Here is a 21,381-nt window from a genome sequence, read left to right as displayed (position 1 = left end):
TGATTTATTGTAATCGACCGTCTGTCCGGCAATTATGACGACAATCTGCCGAAATGCCTAGCCGACGAAGCGCATCGACAGGTCGAGTGCCTTGACATCCTTGGTCAGTGCGCCTACCGATATCCGGTCCACGCCGGTTTCGGCGATGCCGCGAATCGTTTCCAGCGTCACGTTTCCGGAAGCTTCGAGGATGGCGCGATTGGCGTTGATGCGCGAGGCTTCACGCATCATCTCGAGGCTGAAATTGTCGAGCAGGATCATGGTGGCGCCGGCATTCAACGCCTGATTCAGTTCATCCAGACTCTCGACTTCGATCTGGATGAATTTACAACGATCCTTAGCCTGTTCGGCGACCAGCTTGGCGGCTGCCATGGCTTGGGCGATGCCGCCCGCCGCGTGGATATGGTTTTCCTTGATCAGGATGGCGTCCCACAGCGCCAGGCGATGATTGCCGCCACCGCCGGCACGAACGGCGTATTTCTGGGCAATGCGCAGGCCGGGCAGTGTTTTGCGGGTATCGACGACTTGTGCCTTGGTTCCGGCAATGGCGTCGGCGTAGATGCGCGCCTTGCTGGCGACGGCGGAGAGCAGTTGCAGGAAGTTCAGGGCGCTGCGTTCGGCGGTCAGCAGGGCACGGCCGTTGCCATCGATTTCGCACAGCAGCTGGTTAGGGGCGATGCGGTCACCATCGGCGCCGTGCCAAGTCACCGTTGCTGTCGGATCGCAGCGGCGCACGCATTCGTCAAACCAGGCAGTGCCGCACAGGACGCCGGCTTCGCGGGAAATCACGGTGGCCTTGACGCGGCGTTCGCCCGGAACAAGGCTGGCAGTCAGGTCGCCGGCACCGACGTCCTCGGCCAGGGCGGCATCTACATTGCGGTTGATCTCGGCGGTCAGCGGGTAATCGAATTCGATGGTCATGTCAGGCAATCGGCGGCGATGGAGGCCGCATTTTACAGGCTGTTGGACTGGCGGACCCAGGCATTGAAGAGATGGCGGGCTGCATCGACGATTTCGCTTGCCGTCATGCCGGCCGGACCAATGCCTTCCTTTGCCAGATGGTCGGCGGCGGCACCATGCAGATGAACGGCCGCCAGCAGGGCGCTTTCCGCAGGCCAGTTATGGGCGAGCAGCGCGACGATCAGGCCGCACAGGACGTCGCCCATGCCGGCGGTGGCCATGCCGGGGTTGCCGGTCGTGTTGATCCACCAGCGACCGTCGGGCGTCGCGATGACGGTGCCGCATCCCTTGAGCGCAATATAGCTGCGATAGCGGTCGGCGAGTTCCAGGGCAGATTTGATGCGGTCGTTCTGTACATCGCGTACCGAGCAGCCGAGCAGGCGGCCGGCTTCCGCAGGATGCGGGGTGAGAATGGCCGGCCCGACGCGGTTATAGAGATTGCCTTCAAGGCGGCCATCTTCGGCCAACAGGTTCAGCGCATCGGCATCGAGTACCAATTGCACCGGCGCCTTGAGCGACTGTTCGAGCAGACGCAGGGCCTCGGATGAGCGGCCAAGGCCCGGGCCGCAGGCCAGCGCCTGTAGGTCGGCTTGCAACAGCGTATCGGCGCGGCGCAGCATCAGTTCGGGCTGCAGCAGGTCAACGGCCGGGGCGTCGGGGTCAAGCATGCCGAGGTAGACGCGGCCGGCGCCCAGCTTGAGGGCTGCCCGTCCGGCCAGGAACGTGGCGCCGACCATGGACTTGCTGCCGCCCAGGATGCCGGCGCTGCCGAAACTGCCTTTGTGGGTGTTCAGGCGCCGCGGCCGGAGGCGGTCGGCAAAGTGGCTGCGAAGCAGAAGTCGCCCATCGGGAGGCGCCTCGGAGACGGCATCGAGTTCAAGGTCGGCAACACGAATCTCGCCGCAGTGATCGGGGCCATCGCCGGTGCGCAGTCCAGGCTTGTCGGCGATGAAGGTCAGGGTGTGGCTGGCGTTGATGCAGGGAGGATGACTGAGGCCGGTGTCGGCGTTCAGTCCGGAGGGACAGTCGAGCGCCAGCAGAGGGCAGGCGTCGCGCACGGCCAGTTTGTTGGCCGTCGCGATCCAGCGGGCGTAGATGCCTTCCGGGTTACGGGCGAGACCGATCCCGAACAGGCCATCGACCAGCAGCGACCAGTGCTTTCCTTCCGGAATGTCGCTCTGCGTCGCGCCGCCTTCCGTGGCAAAGCGGCGGTACGCGGCCTGGGCATCGGCCGGCAGCTTGCTTGGGTCCCCGGCAAAGACGACGCACACTTCGAAAAAGCGTTGGCGGAGCAGGCGAGCCATTTCCAGTGCGTCGCCGCCATTGTTGCCGGGGCCGGCCAGAACCAGCACGGGACGGTTCCGGTTGTCGGCCAGTTGCGCGGCCCAATCGGCCGCCGCAGCACCGGCACGCTGCATGAGCGGCAGATCGGCATGCCGGGCCTCAAATTGGCGTAGCGCCGGCGAGCGATAGAGAGCGTCGGAGATCATGTCCTGATTCTATCCCCAAGTCTGTTTGGCATGACGGATGGTGGTGGCGTGAATACGCACCGTATCGTCGATCCGGCGGGCGTAGCCGCCGGCCATGGCGATGGCGAGCGCTACGCCTTCGTCGCGGCAACGCGAGAAAACGTGCCTGTCGCGTTCGGCAAGTCCTTCGAAACTCAAGGCCAGGCGGCCCAGACGGTCGTCGTGGTAGGGATCGGCGCCGGCCAGGTAGATGACAAGGTCGGGGCGTGCCAGGTCGAAAGCGGTATCCAGTCCTTCGTCCAGGCGCAGCAGGTAGGCGGCGTCGGAGCAGCCGTCGGGGAGCTCGATGTCGAGATCGCTGGTTTCCTTGTCGAAGGGGAAATTGCGGGCGCCGTGCATCGAGAAGGTGAAAATGCTGTCGTCGCCGCGCAGGATGCTCGCCGTACCGTTGCCCTGGTGCACATCGCAATCGACAATCAGTACGCGCCCGGCCCGGCCTTCGGCTTGCATGGCGCGGGCGGCGACGGCAGCATCGTTGAAGACGCAGAAGCCTTCGCCGTGCTCACGGAAGGCATGGTGCGTGCCGCCGGCCAGGTTGGCGCTGACCCCGTCCTCGATGGCCGCCCGGCAAGCGCAGATGGTGGCGCCGGCCGAGCGGCGCGAGCGCTCAACCATGCCGGCGCTCCATGGGAAGCCGATGGCCTTCAGTGCCTTTTCCGGCAGCAGGCCCTGAGTCACGGCTTCGATATAGGCGGCATCGTGGGCGCGGCCCAGTTCTTCGTCGCTTGCTGCGTGTGGCAGGTGGAAATCCGCTTCGCTGAATTCGCCGCTGGCGAGCAGGCTTGCCCGCAGCCGGGAATATTTTTCCATCGGGAAGCGATGGCCGGCCGGCAGCGGCAGGACGAAGACATCGGTGTAGAACAGCCGCACGGCCGATGCCTTCGCCGGAGGACTCTCAGTTCAGGGTGGCGGACAGCTTGCGGCGGAATTCGCGGACGAGGTCGTCGTACTGTTCGCCGGAGAGCGCTTCGAACAGCGCCAGAATGGCCTTGCGCGCCGCTCCTTCGTTGAAGAAGCGGTCGCGGCGGGCGACTTCGAGTGCCGCTTCGAGCGCTTCGCGGAAACGGCTTTGCGCAGCGTAGGCCTTGGATAGTTCAAGGCGGGTCGCGTGGTCGTCCGGATTGGCTTCCAGCTTCGCCTCCAGCGGCGCGATGTCGGCGGCGCCATCGAGCAGCGCCAGGCGTGCGCGCAGGGCATTTGCGCGCTCCGGCTCGTTGGCGTACTCGCCGGCCAGCAGTTGCTTGGCCTCGTCGTTGCGGCCGAGTTGCATCAAGACATCGACGGCGTCGAGCTGGATTGCCTGGTCCTGCGGGTTGGCCTGGCTGGCCTGCACCAGAACGGCCAGTGCTTCGTCCAGCTTGCCTTCGGCGACCAGCGCGGCGGCCTGCTCGCGCAGGTTGAGCTGCTCCGGTCCTGCCGGCAAGGCGATGCGATCGAGGAACTCGCGAATCTGCCCTTCAGGAATGGCGCCGTTGAACTCGTCCACCAGTTGTCCTTGGAACAGCACCTTGACCGACGGAATGCTACGCACGCCGAAGTGCTGGGCCAATTCCGGGTTCTCGTCGGAATTGACCTTGGCCAGGAGGAAACGGCCCTTGTATTCCTCGGCCAGCTTTTCCAGCATCGGCTTCAGGACCTTGCACGGCTCGCACCACGGCGCCCAGAAATCGACGACGACCGGCACGGTCTCGGCCGGAATCAGGACTTTGGCTTCGAACTCTTGGATGGAAACGTCAAATGCAAACTCGGACATGGTGAGGGCCTGAAAAAATTAAAGTCGGGCGAATTCTACCGCCAGTCGTGGGCTGGTGGCGGATTGCAGGGAAAAGGCCGGCGACTGGCTGGTAGTCAGCCATTCATTCAACCGGACTGGAAAGTCGGGTGTGTCGGGATGGCTGGCGGAGCCGGCTACCTCTGATATCTGGAGGCGAGCCAGTGTGTTTTCAAGCGGATGCGCTCCAAGCGCCAGCCAGAGCCCGGAAGCCGCATCCGCCCAGTGATCGAGCTGGGCGCACAGCACTTGGGCGCAGCGACCTTGATCCAGCCACAGACAAGCCAGGGCGAGCAGCGTGCTCCAGTGGGCGCTGTCTACGCCGTCCAGCGGCAGGTGCATGGCCGACTGCAGGCCGGGCACGAAGGGCTGGATTTGCGCGGTGGCCAGGGCCGGCTGGGTGGCCAGGAAATCGTAGGGCATCGGTTCACCGCCGCCCAGGCAGACTTCGTTCAGCAGATTCAGGGTTTCCAGGCGCGGGCCGCTGGTCGATTGCCAGAGCAGGATGGTCGGTAGTCGGCGCTGTTGATCCGGCAGACAAGCGCAAGCGCCGATCAACGCCAGTTGGGTCAGCGCTGCCGCACGGCGCAAGGGTTTTCCGATGGCCGTGCGGACCGCTGCAGGCAGCGCATCTGGCGCGAACTGCTGACTGGCGACGGCGTTGAGGAAGGCCATCAGCTGCGCTCCACAACCAGGCTGGCCAGGCCGCCGCCGAAGCCGATCAGGTTGAGCAGGGCGTGGCGGACGACGGCGGGGCGGCGAACTGTGAGCGGAGACAGGCCGATTTCGGCATCCATGTCGCGGTAATTGGCGGTGGCCGGGATTTGCCCTGCGTCGAGGTTGGCCAGCAGGGCGGCCAGTTCGGTAATGCCGCTGGCGCCCAGTGTGTGGCCGAGGGCCGGTTTCAGCGACAGCAGGGGCGGCATGGGCTCATCGGTGAATATCTGGCGCAGGGCATTGGCTTCGGCCAGATCGCTGCCTGGCGAACCGGCGGCCTGCAGCTTGATCAGGTCGATGGCGGCCGGGCTGGTGCCGGCGGCGCGCAGGCAATCACGCATTACACCGGCAATCGGCCCGCCTTCCGGGTTAGGGCCGGTGGTCGAATAGGCATCCAGGCCGCTGGCGACGCCGGCGATTTTCCAAGGGCCGGGTGTGGCGGACAGCCGGATAGCGGCGACCGCTTCACCCAGCACCAGGCCGTCGCGGCCGGCGTCGAAAGGTCGGCACAGCGAGTGGGAGAGCAGTTCCATGGCGGCGAATCCGGCCAGCGTGCTGTCGTTGGCCAGTTCAATGCCGACGACGATGGCGTCGTCGATCAACCCGGCCGCGATCAAGGTGGCGGCGGCGTCGATGGCCGAGAAACCGGAGGTGCAGGCCGTCGAGAAACTGCTGCGCGGACCGGAGAGGGCCATCCAGTCGGCAATCTGTCGGCTGAACGAGGCGCTGCCAATGGGCATGTCGAAGGGCGCGCCACGTTGTTCGAAAAGCCCGATCTGGAAGGACGACGAGGCGACGAACAGCGCTGTCGTCGGGGTGTGCGGCCCGAGTTGCGCGCTGACGTGGCGTACCGCCTGCTCGGCGCGCAAGGACCAGTCGGGTTCGTCCAGCGGCAGGGCGAAATAGGGAAAGTGCCGCTCGCCCAGCGTGCGCTGGCCGGCCGTGCAGTCGCCTGCCCACAGCGCTTGGCCCACAGCGGCCGGCGAGGTGCCGCGGGCACAGAGCAGGCCGCTAGCTACGATGTGGACCGGCCGTACCATGCCCAAGGTCAGCCCCGGCTGGCCAGCCAGCCTTCCAGGTGTTCGGCCAGGTTGGCGACGTTGCTCAGGATACGCCGGGTTTCCTTGCTGTCCGGCAGGCGCAGGCCGTATTGCTTCTTGATCGCCATCGACACCTGCAGGGCGTCGAGCGAATCGAGCTGGAGTGGGGCTTCCGGCCCAAACAACACTTCGTCGTCGGTGATGCTGGCCGGGTCGCAATCCTTGTCGCAGGCTTCGACGATCAGGGTTTTCAGGGCGAGACGGAGTTCGGCGCTCATGCGGATTGACGGTGGTTGAGCCAGACCGCGGCGGCCAGGGCGGCCAGCGCGAAGGCGAGCAGTTGGAGAAGGGCAGGCAGGATGGCGGCAAAACCGCCGTGGCGCAACATGACCGTGTGGAAGCCCTGCAGCCCCCAGGCCATCGGCGAGAACTCGGCCAGCGCCTGCATGGTCGCCGGCATCATGAACTTGGGCACCATGATGCCGCCGATGGCGCCCATCAGGATATTGCCGACGCCACCGATGATCGTCGCCTGCTGCGTCGTTCGGGCCAGGCTGGCGACGAGCAGGGCGCAGGCGACGGCCGCCAGGCTGACCGCCATCGACACCAGCCACCAGTGCAGCAGGCCTATCCCTTGCGGCATGACCAGCGCTTCGCCGCCGAAAAGCGGCACGACGAACATGCCGACGCCGACCATCAGCACCGCCTGGATCTGATTGACGATGAAGAAGGGCAGCAGCTTGCCGAGCAGTACCAGGCGGAAGGGCAGGCCCATGGCAGCCAGACGGCTCAGCGTGCCCTGCTGACGCTCGACGATCAGGATGGCGGATATCGGGATGACGACGAAGAACATGGCGAAGACCAGCCAGGCCGGCACGTTCTGCTGCACCGACGACGGCGGGCGGATGCTGCGTTCGTTCTGCACGGCAACGGTGACGATCTCGTCCGGCCATTCGCGGTCCGGCGCATTGGCGGCGACCGGCAGGCCGAACAGCTTGCCAGCCTTGCGCGTCAGTTCGTCGGCGCGCAGGGTGCCCAGCGCGGCGCTGGTCTGGGTGCGGAAAGCCAGTTGCAGCGCGGGGTTCAGGGTCGGATCGACGAACAGGCCGAGCGGCTCGGTCGGCTGGCCGTCGGCGCCGCCGGGAGCGAGCAGGCGTTCGCCGAAGCCCTTGGGCAGCACCAGGACCAGCGCGTAGCGGCCGTCGCGGATGGCCTGCCGGGCGGTGTCAGGGCTATCGACACTGGCCACGTGGCGGAAGCTGCCGGCCTTGTTCAGGCGTAGGATCAATGATTGCGAATGCGGGCTGTTGTCGAGGTCGACGATGGCGTAGCCGACGTCGATCGCCGCGCCGGGCATGAAGGCGTCGTGCAAGGCCATGGTCATGACCAGGATGAAAATCACCGGCATCAGGAACAAGGCGGCCAAGCCATGCCGGTCGCGGAGCAGGGCCAGCGTTTCCTTGCGCCACAGCGCATTCAGTCGGGGCATCATCGCTCAGTCCCGTAGCGAGCGCTTGGTCAGGCGCATGAAGAGGTGTTCGAGGTTTTCGCGGCCGACCTTCAGTTGCTGCACGGCGCAGCCGGCAGCGGTCAAGTCGTCGAGCAGGCGGGGCAGGGTGGCGGGAGAGGTGAGCTGGAGGCGGTATTTCATGCCGCCTTCAGCGATGGCGGAATGGCGGGCAGCCAGCTCGGCCGGCAGTTCGCTTCCCAGTTCCAGTTCGACCACCGACTCGTCGCAACGCAGCAGCGCATCCAGCGCGCCTTCGCTGAGCACCTTGCCGTGGTCGACGATGGCTACCCGCTGGCAGATGGCCTCGACCTCTTCCATGTAGTGGCTGGTGTAGATGACGGTGGTGCCGCTGGCCGGCAGGCCGGCGATGGCGTCGAGCAAGAAGCGGCGCGATTGCGGGTCGACGCCGACGGTGGGTTCGTCGAGAAGCAGAAGCTGGGGGCGGCCGAGCAGGCCGATGGCCAGGTTCAGGCGCCGGCGCAGGCCGCCGGACAGTTGTTCGGCCGGTTTGCCGACGACCTGTTCGAGGCGGGTGAAAGCGACGGCCGAGGCGATCTGTACCCGCCGTTCGGCGTTCTCCAGGCCGAGCGCACCGCCGAAGAAATCGAGGTTCTCGGCAACGGTCAGCATCGGGTAGAAGGCGTAGTCCTGCGGTACCAGGGCGATGGCGCGAGGCTCGGCGGCGCGGGCTTCGGCCAGCGGGCGTCCATTGAACGCGATACTGCCGCCGGTTGCCGTCTGCAGGCCGGCGAGGATGGAGATCAGCGTCGTCTTGCCGGCGCCATTGGGGCCGAGCAGGCCGTAGACGCCGCCGGCCGGGATGTCCAGCGTGACGCCGTCGAGCGCCGGCGTGTCGGCATCCCGGTAGGCAAAGGAAACGCCTTCGATGCGCAGCATCACGCGGCGCGGCGCAAGTCGCGAAAGAAGGTCTGCTCGCGGTCGGCGATGGCGCGCAGCTTGTCGGCCAATTTCGGCGGCTGCAGCGGGTCGCGGTCACGAATCATGCGCGCCGTGGCCAGCGCGAATTCCCGCCATTCGTCGCCGATGTCGATCAGCTGCTCGGCCAGTTCGCCCAACGCCGGGCGATTGAGCAGGTCAGCCGCTTCCTGCAGGAAGCTGGCATAAATGAAGCGGAAGCCGCCCCCGCCGGTGCCGATTTCCTCCTGCATGCGCACGACCTGGCCGATGAACAGCTTGCTGTGCGCTGCGCCGCTGCCGGCATCCAGCTTGGCTATGGCCTTGGCCAGCCAGCGGATGCCGCGCACACCGATGATGGGCAGCGGGGCGTCGAGCATGATGCGCGTCGTCTTCTTGATGGCGGCCGGCAGCACTTTCTGCCAGTCCGGCATTTGCGGCGTGCCGACCGGGTAGTAGAGCAGTCCCTTGGGGGCCAGCGCCCCTTTGGCGAAGCGGGCGCGCTGCAGGTCGGCCGGCGGGCAGGTGACGACCGTTTCGGCGACCGGGTCGGACAGCTGGTAGTCGCCCGACGTTTCGCGGCCGAAGGCCAGCACGTTATGGGCGTTGAAATGAAAGCGCAGGTCTTCCGGCAGGTAGGGCAGCCAGAAAACGGAGGTCTGCAGGCCGACCAGCTTGCCTTGATCGAGCAGGTCGTTCAGGCGGGCGACGCCGGCGGCTGGATTGCCGAAGGTCTCGAAGCGCATCTTCAGGCCGAGCGGCTTCTGCAGGCCCTTGATGATGGCCTTGGGTGGCATCCGGTAGGCGACCAGCGGCAGGCCGTTGATCTTGATGATCGGCAGATAGGCGAAGGACAGGGCCGAAGACAGACCGAAGGTCATCGGCTCGGACAGCGGCAGGCCGTGGTGGCGCAGCATCGCCGACATGACGCCGCTTTCGCAGTGCGAGGCCTGACTGTGCTGGAATTCCATCAGTCGGCTTTTTTCAGTTGCTCGACGCTGAGGCCCATGGCGTCGGCGTAGGTCGCCAACAAGGAAGGCGATAGCTTGGCGAAAATGGCCGGGCGGAAATGGCGGCGGATGCGCCATTGCCAGATGCCGCTGGCCTGCGCCAACAGCGGTACGTCCATGCGCACCCGGTACATGTGGTATTCGAGCGGCGAGGTCTGGCCGTTGAGCGCGCGCTGGCGGGCGTCTTCGGCCAGGCGCAGCAGGTCGTCGACGGCCTGTTTGGTGACGATTTCCTCGACCTCCCAGCCGGCCGACTGGACGATGTGCAGCTTGCCGTCGGCACCGCGCGCATACATCGCCTTGCGATGGCCGCCCAGCGTGCTGTTGCCCTCCTGCGGGACTTCGCTATCCAGCATGGTCGACGGCCGTCAGGTGCATCAGCGAACCGGTGAAGCGGCCGCTTTCGGGTACGAAGCAGAGCAGGCGGTCACCGGTTTGCAGGCGGCCGCTGCGGAAGAGTTCGTCGAGGATGATGAAGATCGACGCCGAGCCGGTATTGCCCTTGGTTTGCAGGTTGGTGAACCATTTTTCCGGGGCGATGGCGAAATTGGCGTGGGCCATGTAGGTAGCCAGCGGCTGCCGGAAGTATTCGGAAGACATGTGCGGCAGGAACCAATCGATGGCCTCGGCGGCCAGGCCGTGTGCGGCCCGCGCCTTGACCAGCGGTTTGCCGAAGGTCTGCTCGACGACAGCCTCGTTGAGCAGGCGGACATCCTGCTTGACCATGAAGATGGACTGCTCGGTCCATTCGTTGGCGGTGTATTCCTGCCAGCCACGGAAGTGGCCGTCGGGCGTCTTGTCGCCGCCGGCGTACATGCATACCGGCATGCTGTCGGCATTCGACTGGATGTCGATCCAGTCGATGCGCAGCGACAGGCCCGCGCGTCGCGGTTCGGACTCGACCAGAAAGGCGCCGGCGCCGTCGGACAGCATCCAACGCAGGAAATCCTTCTCGAAGGCGATTTCCGGGTTGTCTTCCAGTTCAGCGACGCGGTGCGCCGATTCCGGCTCGTAATGGCGGGCGAGCAGGCCGCCCGAGGCGCGTTCCGAACCGCTCGCCACGGCCTTGCCGGCCAGCCCGGTCATTACAGCCATGGCAGCGTATTTCAGCGCGCTGATGCCGGCCGCGCAGATGCCGGCCGTCGACACCACCTCGCAGGGTGGCGTGCCCAGCTCGCCGTGCACCATCACGGCATGGCTGGGCATCAGCTGGTCGGGGCAGGAGGTGCCGCAGGCCAGCACGTCCGGCGCGCCGGCATCGAGGCGGCGGATGGCCTCGGCTGCGAGTGCGGCGTTCGAATGGGTGAGGGTTCCGGTGGCTGGGTCGATGGCGTAGTGCCGACTGCGAATGCCATTGTTGCGCAGTACGATGCGCCGGGCACGCGACGGCTTGCCGCCGATCATGCCGAGCACCTGTTCGATCTCGTCGTTGGCTACCGGTGCATTGGGCAGAAAGGAAGATGTGCCGGTGATGTAGGCACTACCGCGACTGGTCATATTTTTTTAGATTGAATTCCTCGGACCCGCTTGGTTGTTCCAGCTGAGCGCGCAGCCCCTCCAGGCGCGATTTCAGCAGCGGGGAAAGCAGCCATTGTAACAATAGGCTGGTCGGAACGACCGTCAAAACCATCACGATCAAATAAAGGGAAAACACCAGCAAGGCCGGGCGCCGCTGCCAGCTGCCGCGTTGACCGAAAGCGCGGATCAGCCGCGACCATACGCCGAAGGCACGCCGCCCGGCGCGTTCGCTGATCGCCAGCCGGGGATTGACGGTCACGGCGCGCAAGCCGCGCAGCATCGGTTGCCCGGATCGTTCGGCATTGCTGTCCAACGCGTCGGCCAGGGCGCGGCCGAATCGGTGGGCTCCCCGGATTTCGTCCGGGGCGACGCCGGCTGGTGGCATGCCGAGAAAGCTGTCGCGCTTGCCGGTCAGCACCCAGCGCGGCGTCGTGATGAAGGTGGCGAGTGGGTGGCCACGGTCGGTAAACGCAATGTGGTCGCACAGTTTGCCGCCGGCCTCGGCGATCAGCTGCCGCATGGTTTCCTGGGCCGACAGCCACATATTGCGGCAGGCAACCAACGTGACGACCGGCTTGGTGCGGATCAGGCTTTTGCCGGCATCGCTGTGCAGGAAGGCGGTCATCGGCAGGGCGGGCGATAGGTACCAGACTTGGTAGCACAGGATGATCAGGTCGAATTCGGCGTCGGCGGCGACGGTCAGTGGTTGCAGTGGTGGCGCATCGCATTGCACACACTCGGGCATGGCGTCGACAAAATCGACGACGGGCCACGGGAAGGGGTAGGGCGTGGCCGGAACCAGAGTTTCCTGGTGTACCCGATGACCGGCCTCGCGCAGCGGACCGACCACTTGCGCGGCGATGTCGGAAAGCTGCCCGGTTTGCGAATAATTGACGACGAGAACGTGCTTCAAGTTGGCTTCTGGCGGTGGATTCTGGGGCGATTCTAACAAAGAGAAAAGTGGCCTTGTCGCTATCCGCCTATTCGATCTGAATGCCATGCCAAGTCGACGTGCTTGGGGATTTTCGAGCTTATCGGCTATCATTCTGCTTTCCCGCAGCCTGTCTTTCCATGACCAAATTTGTTTTCGTTACGGGTGGTGTCGTGTCCTCTCTGGGCAAAGGCATCGCCGCCGCATCGCTCGGGGCCATTCTGGAATCCCGCGGCATCAAAGTTACCCACCTCAAGCTCGACCCCTACATCAACGTCGACCCCGGCACGATGAGTCCTTTCCAGCACGGAGAGGTTTTCGTCACCGAGGACGGCGCCGAGACCGACCTTGACCTTGGCCACTACGAGCGCTTCACCAGCGCCAAGATGACCAAGCGCAACAATTTCACGACCGGCCAGGTCTACGACACCGTGCTCAAGAAGGAGCGTCGCGGCGAGTACCTCGGCAAGACCGTGCAGGTCATCCCGCACATCACCGACGAAATCAAGGGCAAGGTCAAGGCCGGTGCCGAAGGCGCCGACGTGGCCATCGTCGAAGTCGGCGGCACGGTCGGCGACATCGAATCCCTGCCCTTCCTCGAAGCCATCCGCCAGATGGGTATCGAGGAAGGTCGCAACAACGTCTGCTACATGCACCTGACGCTGTTGCCCTACATTCCGACTGCCGGCGAACTGAAGACCAAGCCGACCCAGCACTCCGTCAAGGAACTGCGCGAAATCGGTATCCAGCCGGACATCCTCCTCTGCCGCGCCGACCGTTCCATTCCGGTCGAGGAACGCCGCAAGATCGCGCTGTTCTGCAACGTGATGCCGGAAGCGGTCATCGAGTGTCTCGATGCCGATTCGATCTACAAGATTCCGGGCATGCTGCACGAGCAGATGCTCGACGAGATCGTCTGCCACAAGCTGAACATCCTGGCCAAGGCGGCCGATTTGACGGTCTGGGAAAACCTGATCGTCGCCCTGGAGCACCCGCTGCACCAGGTGAAGATCGCCTTCGTCGGCAAGTATGTCGATCTGACCGAGTCGTACAAGTCGCTGATCGAAGCGATCAAGCACGCTGGCATCCATACGCGCAGCCAGGTCGATATCGTCTATCTCGATTCGGAGGATATCGAAAAGAACGGCACCGGCGTGCTCGAAGATCTGGACGCCATCCTCGTTCCTGGCGGTTTCGGCCGTCGCGGCACGGAGGGCAAGATTGCCGCCATTCGCTATGCTCGCGAGAACAAGGTGCCTTACCTCGGTATCTGTCTCGGCATGCAGCTGGCTGTCGTCGAATTCGCTCGCGACGTGGCCGGTATGGCGGGTGCGCACTCCACTGAATTCGTCCAGGACACGCCGTACCCGGTGATCGGCCTGATCACCGAATGGCTGGATGCTTCCGGCAAGGTCGAAAAGCGCAGCGAGGATTCCGATATCGGCGGCACGATGCGCCTCGGCGCTCAGGTCTGCAAGCTGAAGGAGGATTCTCTGGCACGCCAGATTTACGGCGCCGCCGAGATCACCGAGCGTCACCGTCATCGCTATGAAGTCAACAACACGCTGCTCGCCCAACTTGAAGAGAAGGGGCTGATCGTTGCCGGTCGCGCGCCGGGTACCGATCTGTGCGAAATGGTCGAGCTGCCGGCTGACGTCCATCCGTGGTTCGTGGCTTGCCAGTTCCATCCGGAATTCACCTCCAACCCGCGTCAGGGTCATCCGCTGTTTACGTCCTACGTGAAGGCGGCACTGGCCAATAAACAGGGCAAGAAATAATGAAACTTTGCGGTTTCGAGGCTGGTCTTGACCAGCCTTTTTTCCTGATCGCCGGACCTTGTACCGCCGAGTCGGAGCAGCTGTGCCTGGATGTGGCGGGGTATATGAAGGAGGTTTGTGCTCGACTGGGCATCAACTACATCTTCAAGGCATCGTATGACAAGGCCAATCGCAGTTCCGGTACTTCGGTACGCGGCCTGGGCCTCGACGAAGGCCTGCGCATCTTCTCCGAAGTGCAGCGCCAGATCGGCGTGCCGGTACTGACCGATGTGCACGATATTGACCAGATCGCTCCCGTGGCGGCCGTTGTCGACGTGCTGCAGACCCCGGCTTTCCTGTGCCGGCAGACCGATTTCATCCACGCTGTGGCTTCCTGCGGCAAACCGGTGAATATCAAGAAAGGCCAGTTCCTGGCGCCGGGCGACATGAAGAACGTCGTTGCCAAGGCTCGCGAAGTGAACAACGGCGCTGACAACATCCTGGTTTGCGAGCGCGGCGCTTCCTTCGGCTACAACAACCTCGTTTCCGACATGCGCAGCCTGGCCATCATGCGCGAAACTGGCTGTCCGGTGGTGTTCGATGCCACCCATTCGGTGCAGTTGCCGGGCGGGCAGGGTACTTCCTCGGGGGGGCAGCGCGAGTTCGTTCCGGTGTTGGCACGGGCTGCGGTGGCAGTCGGCATTTCCGGCTTATTCATGGAAACCCATCCGTGCCCCGAAAAGGCATGGTCCGACGGTCCGAACAGTTGGCCGCTGGATCGCATGGAAAGCCTGCTCGCTACCCTGGTGGCGCTCGACAAGGCGGTGAAATCCGCCGGATTCGAGGAACTGAAGTAATGTCGGCCAAGGGCTATATCGTTGCCGAGGTGAAGGTGCACGATGCCGATGCCATCGCCCGATATCGCCAGCTGTCTACCGCCGCCGTCGAGCAATATGGCGGTCGTTTCCTGATCCGGGGCGGCGCTTCGGAAGTTCTCGAAGGCAAGTGGTCGCCGCCCGAGCGGATGATTGTTGTTGAGTTCGAGTCGGTGACGCAGGCCAAGCGCTTCTACGATTCGGCCGAGTATCAGGCGGCCCGCAAGGTCCGCGAACAGATTGCCGAAATGAACATGCTGGTCATTTCCGGTGTTGATAATCAAGTTTAATTTGTTCTTTCAACCTTTTGAAAATAAGGAAGAAATATGAGTTCTATCGTTGATGTTGTTGCCCGCGAGATTCTGGATTCCCGTGGCAATCCCACTGTCGAAGCCGACGTTTTGCTCGAATCCGGCGTCATGGGTCGTGCGGCAGTTCCGTCCGGTGCGTCCACCGGCACCCGCGAAGCCATCGAACTGCGTGATGGCGATGCCAGCCGTTACCTTGGCAAGGGCGTGATGCAGGCTGTCGAGAACATCAACACCGAAATCTCCGAAGCCATCATCGGTCTTGATGCTCAGGAACAGGCCTTCATCGATCAGACCATGATCGATCTCGACGGTACCGACAACAAGTCGCGCCTCGGCGCCAATGCCATCCTGGCAGTCTCCATGGCCGTCGCCAAGGCCGCTGCCGAAGAGTCCGGTCTGCCGCTCTACCGCTATTTCGGCGGCATGAGCCCGATGCAGATGCCGGTGCCGATGATGAACATCATCAACGGTGGCGAGCACGCCAACAACAGCCTGGATATTCAGGAATTCATGGTCATGCCGGTCGGTGCCGCCAACATTCGCGAAGCCATCCGCTGCGGCGCCGAAATCTTCCACGCCCTGAAGAAGTTGCTGAACAAGAAGGGCCATTCGACTGCCGTCGGCGACGAAGGTGGCTTCGCCCCGAACCTGGGCAGCCATGCCGAAGCCCTGCAGATCATCATGGAAGCCATTGAAATGGCCGGTTACGTGCCGGGCCAGGACGTGCTGCTGGCGCTCGACTGCGCTGCTTCCGAGTTCTACAAGGATGGCAAGTACAAGCTGGCTGGCGAAGGCCTGGAGCTGACCTCTGCCCAGTTCGTCGATTACTTGGCCAACCTGGCCGACCAGTTCCCGATCGTCTCGATCGAAGATGGCATGTCCGAAGCCGACTGGGACGGCTGGAAGCTGCTGACCGATCGCCTGGGCAACAAGGTGCAGATCGTCGGCGACGACGTTTTCGTCACCAACACCAAGATCTTCAAGGAAGGCATCAAGAAGGGTATCGGTAACTCGATCCTGATCAAGATCAACCAGATCGGTACCCTGTCTGAAACCTTCGCCGCCGTCGAAATGGCCAAGCGCGCCGGCTACACCGCCGTGATCTCGCATCGCTCCGGCGAAACCGAGGACAGCACCATCGCCGACATCGCCGTCGGCCTCAACGCCGGCCAGATCAAGACTGGTTCGCTGTCGCGTTCCGACCGTATCGCCAAGTACAACCAACTGATCCGCATCGAGGAAGACCTGGGCGATACCGCTTCCTACCCGGGCCGCGAAACCTTCTACAACCTGCGTTAATCGCGCATGCGTTGGCTGACGGTCGGCCTTCTCGCAGCCATCGGCCTGCTCCAGTACCCCCTGTGGGTGGGTAAGGGGGGCTGGCTGAAGGTGTGGGAATACGACCGTCAGTTGCAGCAGCAAAAGGAAGTCACCCGCAAACTGGAAATCCGGAATGCGGGTCTCGATGCCGAAGTTCGTGACCTGAAGCAAGGCTACGATGCCATCGAGGAGCGTGCCCGTTTCGAACTGGGCATGGTCAAGCAGGACGAAACTTTCGTCCAGATTCCGGAAAAAGTTCCCGGAAAATAAATCTTCAAACTCTGCCAAACGTAGTAGTCACCGGTATTTGCCTCCGCTAGAATCGTTCTCAGCAGTCCCCGAGGAGAACAAGATGCTGCTCAAGGTTGGCGAAAAGGCCCCTGTGTTTTCACTGCCGGATGCCGATATGGAGACGATCGATCTGGCAAGGTACCAAGGCAAGCACATAGTCATTTTCTTCTATCCGAAGGATGGAACGCCTTGTTGTACCAAGGAAGTGACTGATTTCTCCGACCATGAAGAAGAGTTTCTACGCCATAACTGTGTCCTGTTGGGCATCAGCCGGGATGATTGCCTAAAACACGCCGAATTCCGTGACAAGGAAGGCATCGGGATCGAATTGCTGTCCGATACGGAAGGAATTGTCTGCAAGCAGTATGGCGTCTGGCAGGCCAAGGAAGTGGATGGGCACAAAAGATTCGGTGTTTGCCGCTCCACCTTCGTTATCGACCGTACAGGGACCATCCGGCACGCTTTGTACAACGTGAATTACAAGGGGCACGCGCTTGATGTCCTGCGTTTGGTCAAGGAACTCAATACCTGAGCTTTCGGGGTGCAATGCTAAAATGACGCGTTCGCGCAGATTCAAGCTTTGCCACAAACGCGTCGCAAGGTTGGCGAATAGCCGAGAATGCCCATCAATACTAGGAAATCCATAGAATGAACATGCAGGTTGCCAAGAATACCGTCATCACGCTCGACTACCACGTCAAGGATCCGGATGGGGAGGTTGTCGACGAAGGCCGCGAGCCGCTGGTCTACCTGCATGGCGGCTACGACGATATTTTCCCGAAAATCGAGGAGGCGCTGCAGGGCAAGAAGATCGGTGAATCGGTTCAGGTCAAGTTGCAGCCGGATGAGGCCTTCGGCGAATACGATGCCGAAATGGTCCAGATCGAGCCGCGCAAGGATTTCCCGAAGGAACTTCAGGTCGGCATGCAGTTTGAAGGCGGTCCGGAAGACGGTGGTGAGGACGATTTCGTGATTTATCGGGTAACCGATATTGCCGACGACAAGGTCGTTCTCGACGGCAACCACCCGCTGGCCGGCATGGCACTGGTGTTCACCTGTACCGTGACGGCGATTCGTCCGGCTAGCGAGGAGGAGGTCGAACACGGCCATGTGCACCATCCGGACGAGGACGGCGAAACCTGCCACTGAGCAATTTTCTTGCTTGAGACCAAGCCCGCTTTGGCGGGCTTTTTCGTTACTGGGTGGGTTGTGGCCAGGGATGGCTAGCGAAGCGCAGCGGATTCGTCGCCTCGCTATCGATGATGCCTTCCGTCCATCCCATGATCGGGTAGCCGAAAGTCTCGATACGGACGAAATTCTGGATGGTGCGACCGTTGCGGTCGCGTAGCGGCTGGTCGATGCGGCTGATATGGGTGTCGCCATGCACGGCGACGACCTGTCCGGGGAAATTCAGGGTCTCCTCGCGCAGCGTATCGAGAAACACCCGATAGCCGCGGTGCGGAAAGCCTTGCGCATAGTGCTCAAAACCGGGGTTGGCTTGGAAGAGAAGGACGACGGCCGATCTTTTGTCACGCCTGGCTTGGGCGAAGCTATCTTTCAACCAAGCGACGACGGCCGGGTTGCGGGCCAGGAATTCAGGCCGCGGCTCGTTGCTCATGCCCCAGTTATTGTTGCTTCCTGGCAGATTCAAACTGACGAAGAGCACTGGCCCCAGGCTAAAGCGGGCGTGCTCGGGGTAGGCACCGGGCTGGCGTTCGAGTGCCAGCGTGGCCTGGCCGAGCGATCGATCCTTATTCCAGAACAGGCTGCGCAGCTTGGCTAGTCGCTCAAGCGGGTCGTATCCGCCATTGCTGAGGCGCTGGCAATCGGTCCATTCGTTGTCCCCCGGGACAAAAACGAAGGCTGCCCGACTGGCATCGAACAGCTGGAAACGATCTGTAAACACCTCGTCGGAGCATAGGCTTGAGCCCGACTTGAAATCGCCGATATGCACGATCACATCGATTCTGCGGTCGGCCATGGCTTCCATCATCTTCGGCAATTCGGCCCGCTCGCGTTCCGAGTAGGGGGTGTCGCCGATCAGCGCAAAGCGCCAGGTGTCGGCAATGCCTGGTGCGATGCAGCTTAGCGACAGCAGGAGAGCGAAAAGAACGCTGGCTGCAGTCTTGGCGCTGCCGATTTTCACCGGAGCAGGCTTTTCAGGGCGTATAAGGCATCAAGTGCCTCGCGCGGAGTCAGGCTGTCGGGGTCGATGCTAGCCAGCCGGTCGACGGCCGGATGTGACTCAGGTTCTAGCGGCTCCGGTTCGCCCTGGGCGAAGAGGTCCGGCTGCAGCGGATCGACGGTTGCCCGTTGCTCGAATTCGCGAAGTTGCTTGCGGGCGGCGCGGACGACGGCGGACGGGATGCCGGCCAGTGCGGCAACTTGGATACCGTAGCTCTGGTTAGCCGGGCCTTCCTCGACGGCATGCATGAACACGATGCGGTCGTTGTGTTCGACGGCACCGAGGTGGACGTTGGCCAGTTCCGAATATTCGTGAGACAGGCGGGTCAGTTCAAAGTAGTGGGTGGCAAACAGCGTCAGGCTGCGGTTCTTCTCGACCAGATGGCGCAGGATGGCAAAAGCGAGTGCCATGCCGTCGAAGGTCGAAGTGCCGCGACCGATTTCATCCATCAGCACCAGACTTTGGCTTGTCGCATGGTGCAGGATGGCCGCTGCCTCGGTCATTTCGACCATGAAGGTCGAGCGGCCGGAGGCGAGGTCGTCGGAAGCGCCGATACGGGTAAAGATGCGGTCGAGCGGCCCGAGTACGCATGATTCGGCCGGCACGTAGCTGCCGATGTGGGCGAGCAGGGCGATCAGCGCCACCTGCCGCATGTAGGTCGATTTACCGCCCATGTTCGGGCCGGTGATCAAGAGCAGGCGGCGGTTGTCGGCGAGCAGGCAGTCGTTGGCGATGAAGGTCTCGGCCTGGTTGGCGAGTTCGCCTTCGACAACCGGGTGGCGGCCATTGACGATGTTAAGTTGCGTGTCGGCAGCGAATTCCGGTTTGCACCAGTTGCGTTTGAGGGCTGATTCGGCGAAACCAGCCAGTAGGTCGAGTTGGGCGACGGCGCGGGCGATGGTCTGCAGGGTCGGGACAACCGGCAGCAGGGCGTCGAGGATGGCTTCGTAGAGCAGCTTTTCGCGGGACAGTGAGCGTTCCTGAGCCGACAGCGCCTTGTCCTCGAAGGCCTTCAACTCCGGTGTGATGTAACGCTCGGCATTTTTCAACGTCTGGCGGCGACGGTAATCGTCGGGAATCTTGTCGACGTTGGCGTGGGTGACTTCAATGTAGAAGCCATGCACCTTGTTGAACTCAACCTTGAGGCTGGAAATCCCCGTACGCTCGCGCTCCCGGGCTTCCATATCAACGAGGAAAGCGCCGCAGTTGTCGTTCAGCGAACGCAGTTCGTCGAGATCGGGATCGTAGCCCGGCGCAATGACGCCGCCGTCGCGCACCTGGGCGCCGGGCTCGGCGGCGATGGCGCGAACCAGCAATTCAAGGGCGGTTTCCGGCGGCTGCAGTTCGGAAAACAACTGGGCGATCAGCGGGGCGGATTGCTCCAGGAGCGGAGCGCGCAACTCCGGCAGGCGGGCCAGCGATTCGCGCAGGCTGGCCAGGTCGCGCGGGCGGGCGTTGCGCAGCGCGATACGGCCGGCGATGCGCTCGATATCGGCAATGCCGCGCAGTGCCCGGCGCACTTCGCCGGCCAGCCGCCCATAGTCTTCGAGCAGCCCTTCGACGGCGCCGTGGCGCAAGGCAGGAATGTCGCGCTCGCGCAGCGGGTGGTGCAAGGTATGGCGCAGCAGGCGCGATCCCATGCTGGTCACGCAATTGTCGAGCAGCGAAAACAGCGTTGGGGACGGTTGGCCGCGCAGGGTCTCGGTCAGTTCCAGGTTGCGCCGGGTAGCCAGGTCGAGGCCGAGATAGGCGCCTTCCAGTTCCACGGTCAGCCCGCGCAGATGCGGCAGCTTGCCGGATTGCGTTGCCTGGGCATATTGCAGCAGGGCGCCGGCAGCGGCAACGGCCGGTTTCATGCCTTCGGCGCCAAATCCGGCCAGCGAAGCGACCTCGAATTGGTCGCAGAGCAGGCGGCGAGCTGAATCGAAATCGAAGTACCAGTCCGGCTGGCGGGTGCGGGCGACATCGGTGCCGAAATTGGGGGCCCAGCTTTCCGGGTAGAGGATTTCCGCCGGCCGAATGCGTTCCAGTGTCGCCGGAATCTGCTCCGCCGGCACCTCGATCAGGATGAACTCACCGCTGGCCAGGTTCAGCCGTGCGATCCCGGCCGTATTCCGATGCGTGGTCACGGCGAGCAGCCAGATATCCTGCTTGTCGTCGATCAGGGCCGCATCGGTCAGCGTACCGGGCGTGACAATGCGGGCGACCGCACGTTCGACCGGCCCCTTGCTGGTGGCCGGATCGCCGATCTGCTCGCAGATCACTGCAGATTCGCCCATCTTGACCAGGCGGGCAAGATAAGGCTCCAGCGAATGGAAGGGCACGCCGCACATCTTGATCGGCACGCCGGCCGACTGGCCGCGCGTGGTCAGCGTGATATCGAGCAGCCGCGCGGCTTTTTCCGCATCTTCATAGAACAGTTCATAAAAATCGCCCATCCGGTAGAAGAGCAGGGTATTCGGATGGTTCGCCTTGAGAGCGAGATACTGGATCATCATCGGCGTGTGACTTACCGGGTCTTTGTTTTTTAACGGCTTTTCTTTTTTATCCATATATATTCAATGTGTTAGCGGCGTCTCCGCTCCGACATTCCCCGTCAAGTTCCGACATTCCCCGCCAGTTTTTCGGCCGTTTTGGCTTCCCGTCAGCTTCCCGGGAATCCGATTCGGGGGTAATATCGGTGTTTAGGAAGCCTGAATCAGGCTTCCTAAAAAATCATTAGTTGTAACAACGACTTACCG

Annotated in this window: 22 protein-coding genes; 7 read left to right on the top strand and 15 right to left on the bottom strand. The window is 63.0% G+C overall.

Annotation, left to right across the window (positions count from 1 at the left end; translation table 11 throughout):
* Positions 1-57: 57 nt before the first annotated feature.
* The 13 genes from nadC to AB6Q56_RS07845 are packed head-to-tail and all read right to left on the bottom strand — an operon-like array spanning position 58 to position 11,883.
* Entirely contained in the window at positions 58-921 is an 864-nt protein-coding gene (gene nadC / locus AB6Q56_RS07905) for a carboxylating nicotinate-nucleotide diphosphorylase (protein WP_434516524.1), read from the bottom strand.
* A 32-nt stretch (positions 922-953) separates the two neighbouring features.
* Positions 954-2,450, bottom strand: coding sequence for an NAD(P)H-hydrate dehydratase (locus tag AB6Q56_RS07900; protein ID WP_434516523.1), 1,497 nt, complete (start codon positions 2,448-2,450; stop codon positions 954-956).
* 9 nt (positions 2,451-2,459) lie between these two features.
* Positions 2,460-3,359: a histone deacetylase family protein gene (locus AB6Q56_RS07895; RefSeq protein ID WP_434516522.1), complete on the bottom strand. Its 900-nt coding sequence runs from the start codon at positions 3,357-3,359 to the stop codon at positions 2,460-2,462.
* 25 nt (positions 3,360-3,384) lie between these two features.
* Entirely contained in the window at positions 3,385-4,242 is an 858-nt protein-coding gene (locus AB6Q56_RS07890; RefSeq protein ID WP_434516521.1) for a tetratricopeptide repeat protein, read from the bottom strand.
* An 18-nt stretch (positions 4,243-4,260) separates the two neighbouring features.
* Positions 4,261-4,935 carry a hypothetical protein gene (locus AB6Q56_RS07885; RefSeq protein WP_434516520.1) on the bottom strand — a complete coding sequence of 225 codons (675 nt, stop codon included), beginning with the start codon at positions 4,933-4,935 and terminating at the stop codon, positions 4,261-4,263.
* Entirely contained in the window at positions 4,935-6,017 is a 1,083-nt protein-coding gene (locus tag AB6Q56_RS07880; RefSeq protein WP_434516519.1) for a beta-ketoacyl synthase N-terminal-like domain-containing protein, read from the bottom strand. Before AB6Q56_RS07880 ends, AB6Q56_RS07885 begins: the two co-directional genes overlap by 1 nt.
* A gap of 8 nt (positions 6,018-6,025) precedes the next feature.
* Positions 6,026-6,295, bottom strand: coding sequence for a phosphopantetheine-binding protein (locus AB6Q56_RS07875; protein WP_434516518.1), 270 nt, complete (start codon positions 6,293-6,295; stop codon positions 6,026-6,028).
* Positions 6,292-7,509 (bottom strand): ABC transporter permease, encoded by a 1,218-nt coding sequence (locus AB6Q56_RS07870; protein ID WP_434516517.1) that lies wholly within the window; start codon positions 7,507-7,509, stop codon positions 6,292-6,294. Before AB6Q56_RS07870 ends, AB6Q56_RS07875 begins: the two co-directional genes overlap by 4 nt.
* A gap of 3 nt (positions 7,510-7,512) precedes the next feature.
* Entirely contained in the window at positions 7,513-8,424 is a 912-nt protein-coding gene (locus AB6Q56_RS07865) for an ABC transporter ATP-binding protein (protein WP_434516516.1), read from the bottom strand.
* Positions 8,424-9,413, bottom strand: coding sequence for a BtrH N-terminal domain-containing protein (locus AB6Q56_RS07860; RefSeq protein ID WP_434516515.1), 990 nt, complete (start codon positions 9,411-9,413; stop codon positions 8,424-8,426). Before AB6Q56_RS07860 ends, AB6Q56_RS07865 begins: the two co-directional genes overlap by 1 nt.
* A complete protein-coding gene (locus tag AB6Q56_RS07855; protein ID WP_434516514.1) occupies positions 9,413-9,808 on the bottom strand; it encodes a hypothetical protein in 396 nt (131 codons plus the stop codon). The genes AB6Q56_RS07860 and AB6Q56_RS07855 overlap by 1 nt, the downstream gene beginning before the upstream one ends.
* Entirely contained in the window at positions 9,798-10,949 is a 1,152-nt protein-coding gene (locus AB6Q56_RS07850) for a beta-ketoacyl-ACP synthase III (protein WP_434516513.1), read from the bottom strand. Before AB6Q56_RS07850 ends, AB6Q56_RS07855 begins: the two co-directional genes overlap by 11 nt.
* Complete coding sequence (locus tag AB6Q56_RS07845) at positions 10,933-11,883, bottom strand: dialkylrecorsinol condensing enzyme (protein WP_434516512.1); 951 nt, start codon at positions 11,881-11,883, stop codon at positions 10,933-10,935. The genes AB6Q56_RS07850 and AB6Q56_RS07845 overlap by 17 nt, the downstream gene beginning before the upstream one ends.
* 158 nt (positions 11,884-12,041) lie before the next feature.
* Between AB6Q56_RS07845 and AB6Q56_RS07840 the strand changes: the two genes are divergently transcribed.
* The 7 genes from AB6Q56_RS07840 (at position 12,042) to AB6Q56_RS07810 (ending at position 17,604) form a co-directional block, all read left to right on the top strand.
* Positions 12,042-13,679, top strand: coding sequence for a CTP synthase (locus AB6Q56_RS07840; protein ID WP_434516511.1), 1,638 nt, complete (start codon positions 12,042-12,044; stop codon positions 13,677-13,679).
* On the top strand, positions 13,679-14,515 hold the full coding sequence (gene kdsA, locus AB6Q56_RS07835; protein WP_434516510.1) for a 3-deoxy-8-phosphooctulonate synthase: 837 nt from the start codon (positions 13,679-13,681) through the stop codon (positions 14,513-14,515). Before AB6Q56_RS07840 ends, kdsA begins: the two co-directional genes overlap by 1 nt.
* Positions 14,515-14,823, top strand: a complete 309-nt coding sequence (locus tag AB6Q56_RS07830; protein ID WP_434516509.1) for a DUF1330 domain-containing protein — start codon at positions 14,515-14,517, stop codon at positions 14,821-14,823. Before kdsA ends, AB6Q56_RS07830 begins: the two co-directional genes overlap by 1 nt.
* A 36-nt stretch (positions 14,824-14,859) precedes the next feature.
* Positions 14,860-16,143, top strand: coding sequence for a phosphopyruvate hydratase (gene eno / locus AB6Q56_RS07825; protein ID WP_434516508.1), 1,284 nt, complete (start codon positions 14,860-14,862; stop codon positions 16,141-16,143).
* Positions 16,144-16,149: 6 nt separating this feature from the next.
* Positions 16,150-16,434, top strand: coding sequence for a cell division protein FtsB (gene ftsB, locus AB6Q56_RS07820; RefSeq protein ID WP_011288098.1), 285 nt, complete (start codon positions 16,150-16,152; stop codon positions 16,432-16,434).
* Between the two features lie 82 nt (positions 16,435-16,516).
* Positions 16,517-16,987, top strand: a complete 471-nt coding sequence (locus tag AB6Q56_RS07815) for a peroxiredoxin (protein ID WP_434516507.1) — start codon at positions 16,517-16,519, stop codon at positions 16,985-16,987.
* A 116-nt stretch (positions 16,988-17,103) separates the two neighbouring features.
* Positions 17,104-17,604 (top strand): FKBP-type peptidyl-prolyl cis-trans isomerase, encoded by a 501-nt coding sequence (locus tag AB6Q56_RS07810; protein ID WP_434516506.1) that lies wholly within the window; start codon positions 17,104-17,106, stop codon positions 17,602-17,604.
* Between the two features lie 46 nt (positions 17,605-17,650).
* Here AB6Q56_RS07810 and AB6Q56_RS07805 read toward each other — a convergent pair whose 3' ends face one another.
* Both AB6Q56_RS07805 and mutS read right to left on the bottom strand, forming a co-directional pair.
* Positions 17,651-18,601 carry a metallophosphoesterase gene (locus AB6Q56_RS07805; RefSeq protein ID WP_434516505.1) on the bottom strand — a complete coding sequence of 317 codons (951 nt, stop codon included), beginning with the start codon at positions 18,599-18,601 and terminating at the stop codon, positions 17,651-17,653.
* Positions 18,598-21,192: a DNA mismatch repair protein MutS gene (gene mutS / locus AB6Q56_RS07800; protein ID WP_434516504.1), complete on the bottom strand. Its 2,595-nt coding sequence runs from the start codon at positions 21,190-21,192 to the stop codon at positions 18,598-18,600. Before mutS ends, AB6Q56_RS07805 begins: the two co-directional genes overlap by 4 nt.
* Positions 21,193-21,381 lie beyond the last annotated feature (189 nt).

It is taken from the genome of Dechloromonas sp. ARDL1, from assembly GCF_051122455.1.
GTDB lineage: Bacteria > Pseudomonadota > Gammaproteobacteria > Burkholderiales > Rhodocyclaceae > Azonexus.
This window is presented reverse-complemented; position numbering and strand designations above follow the sequence as displayed.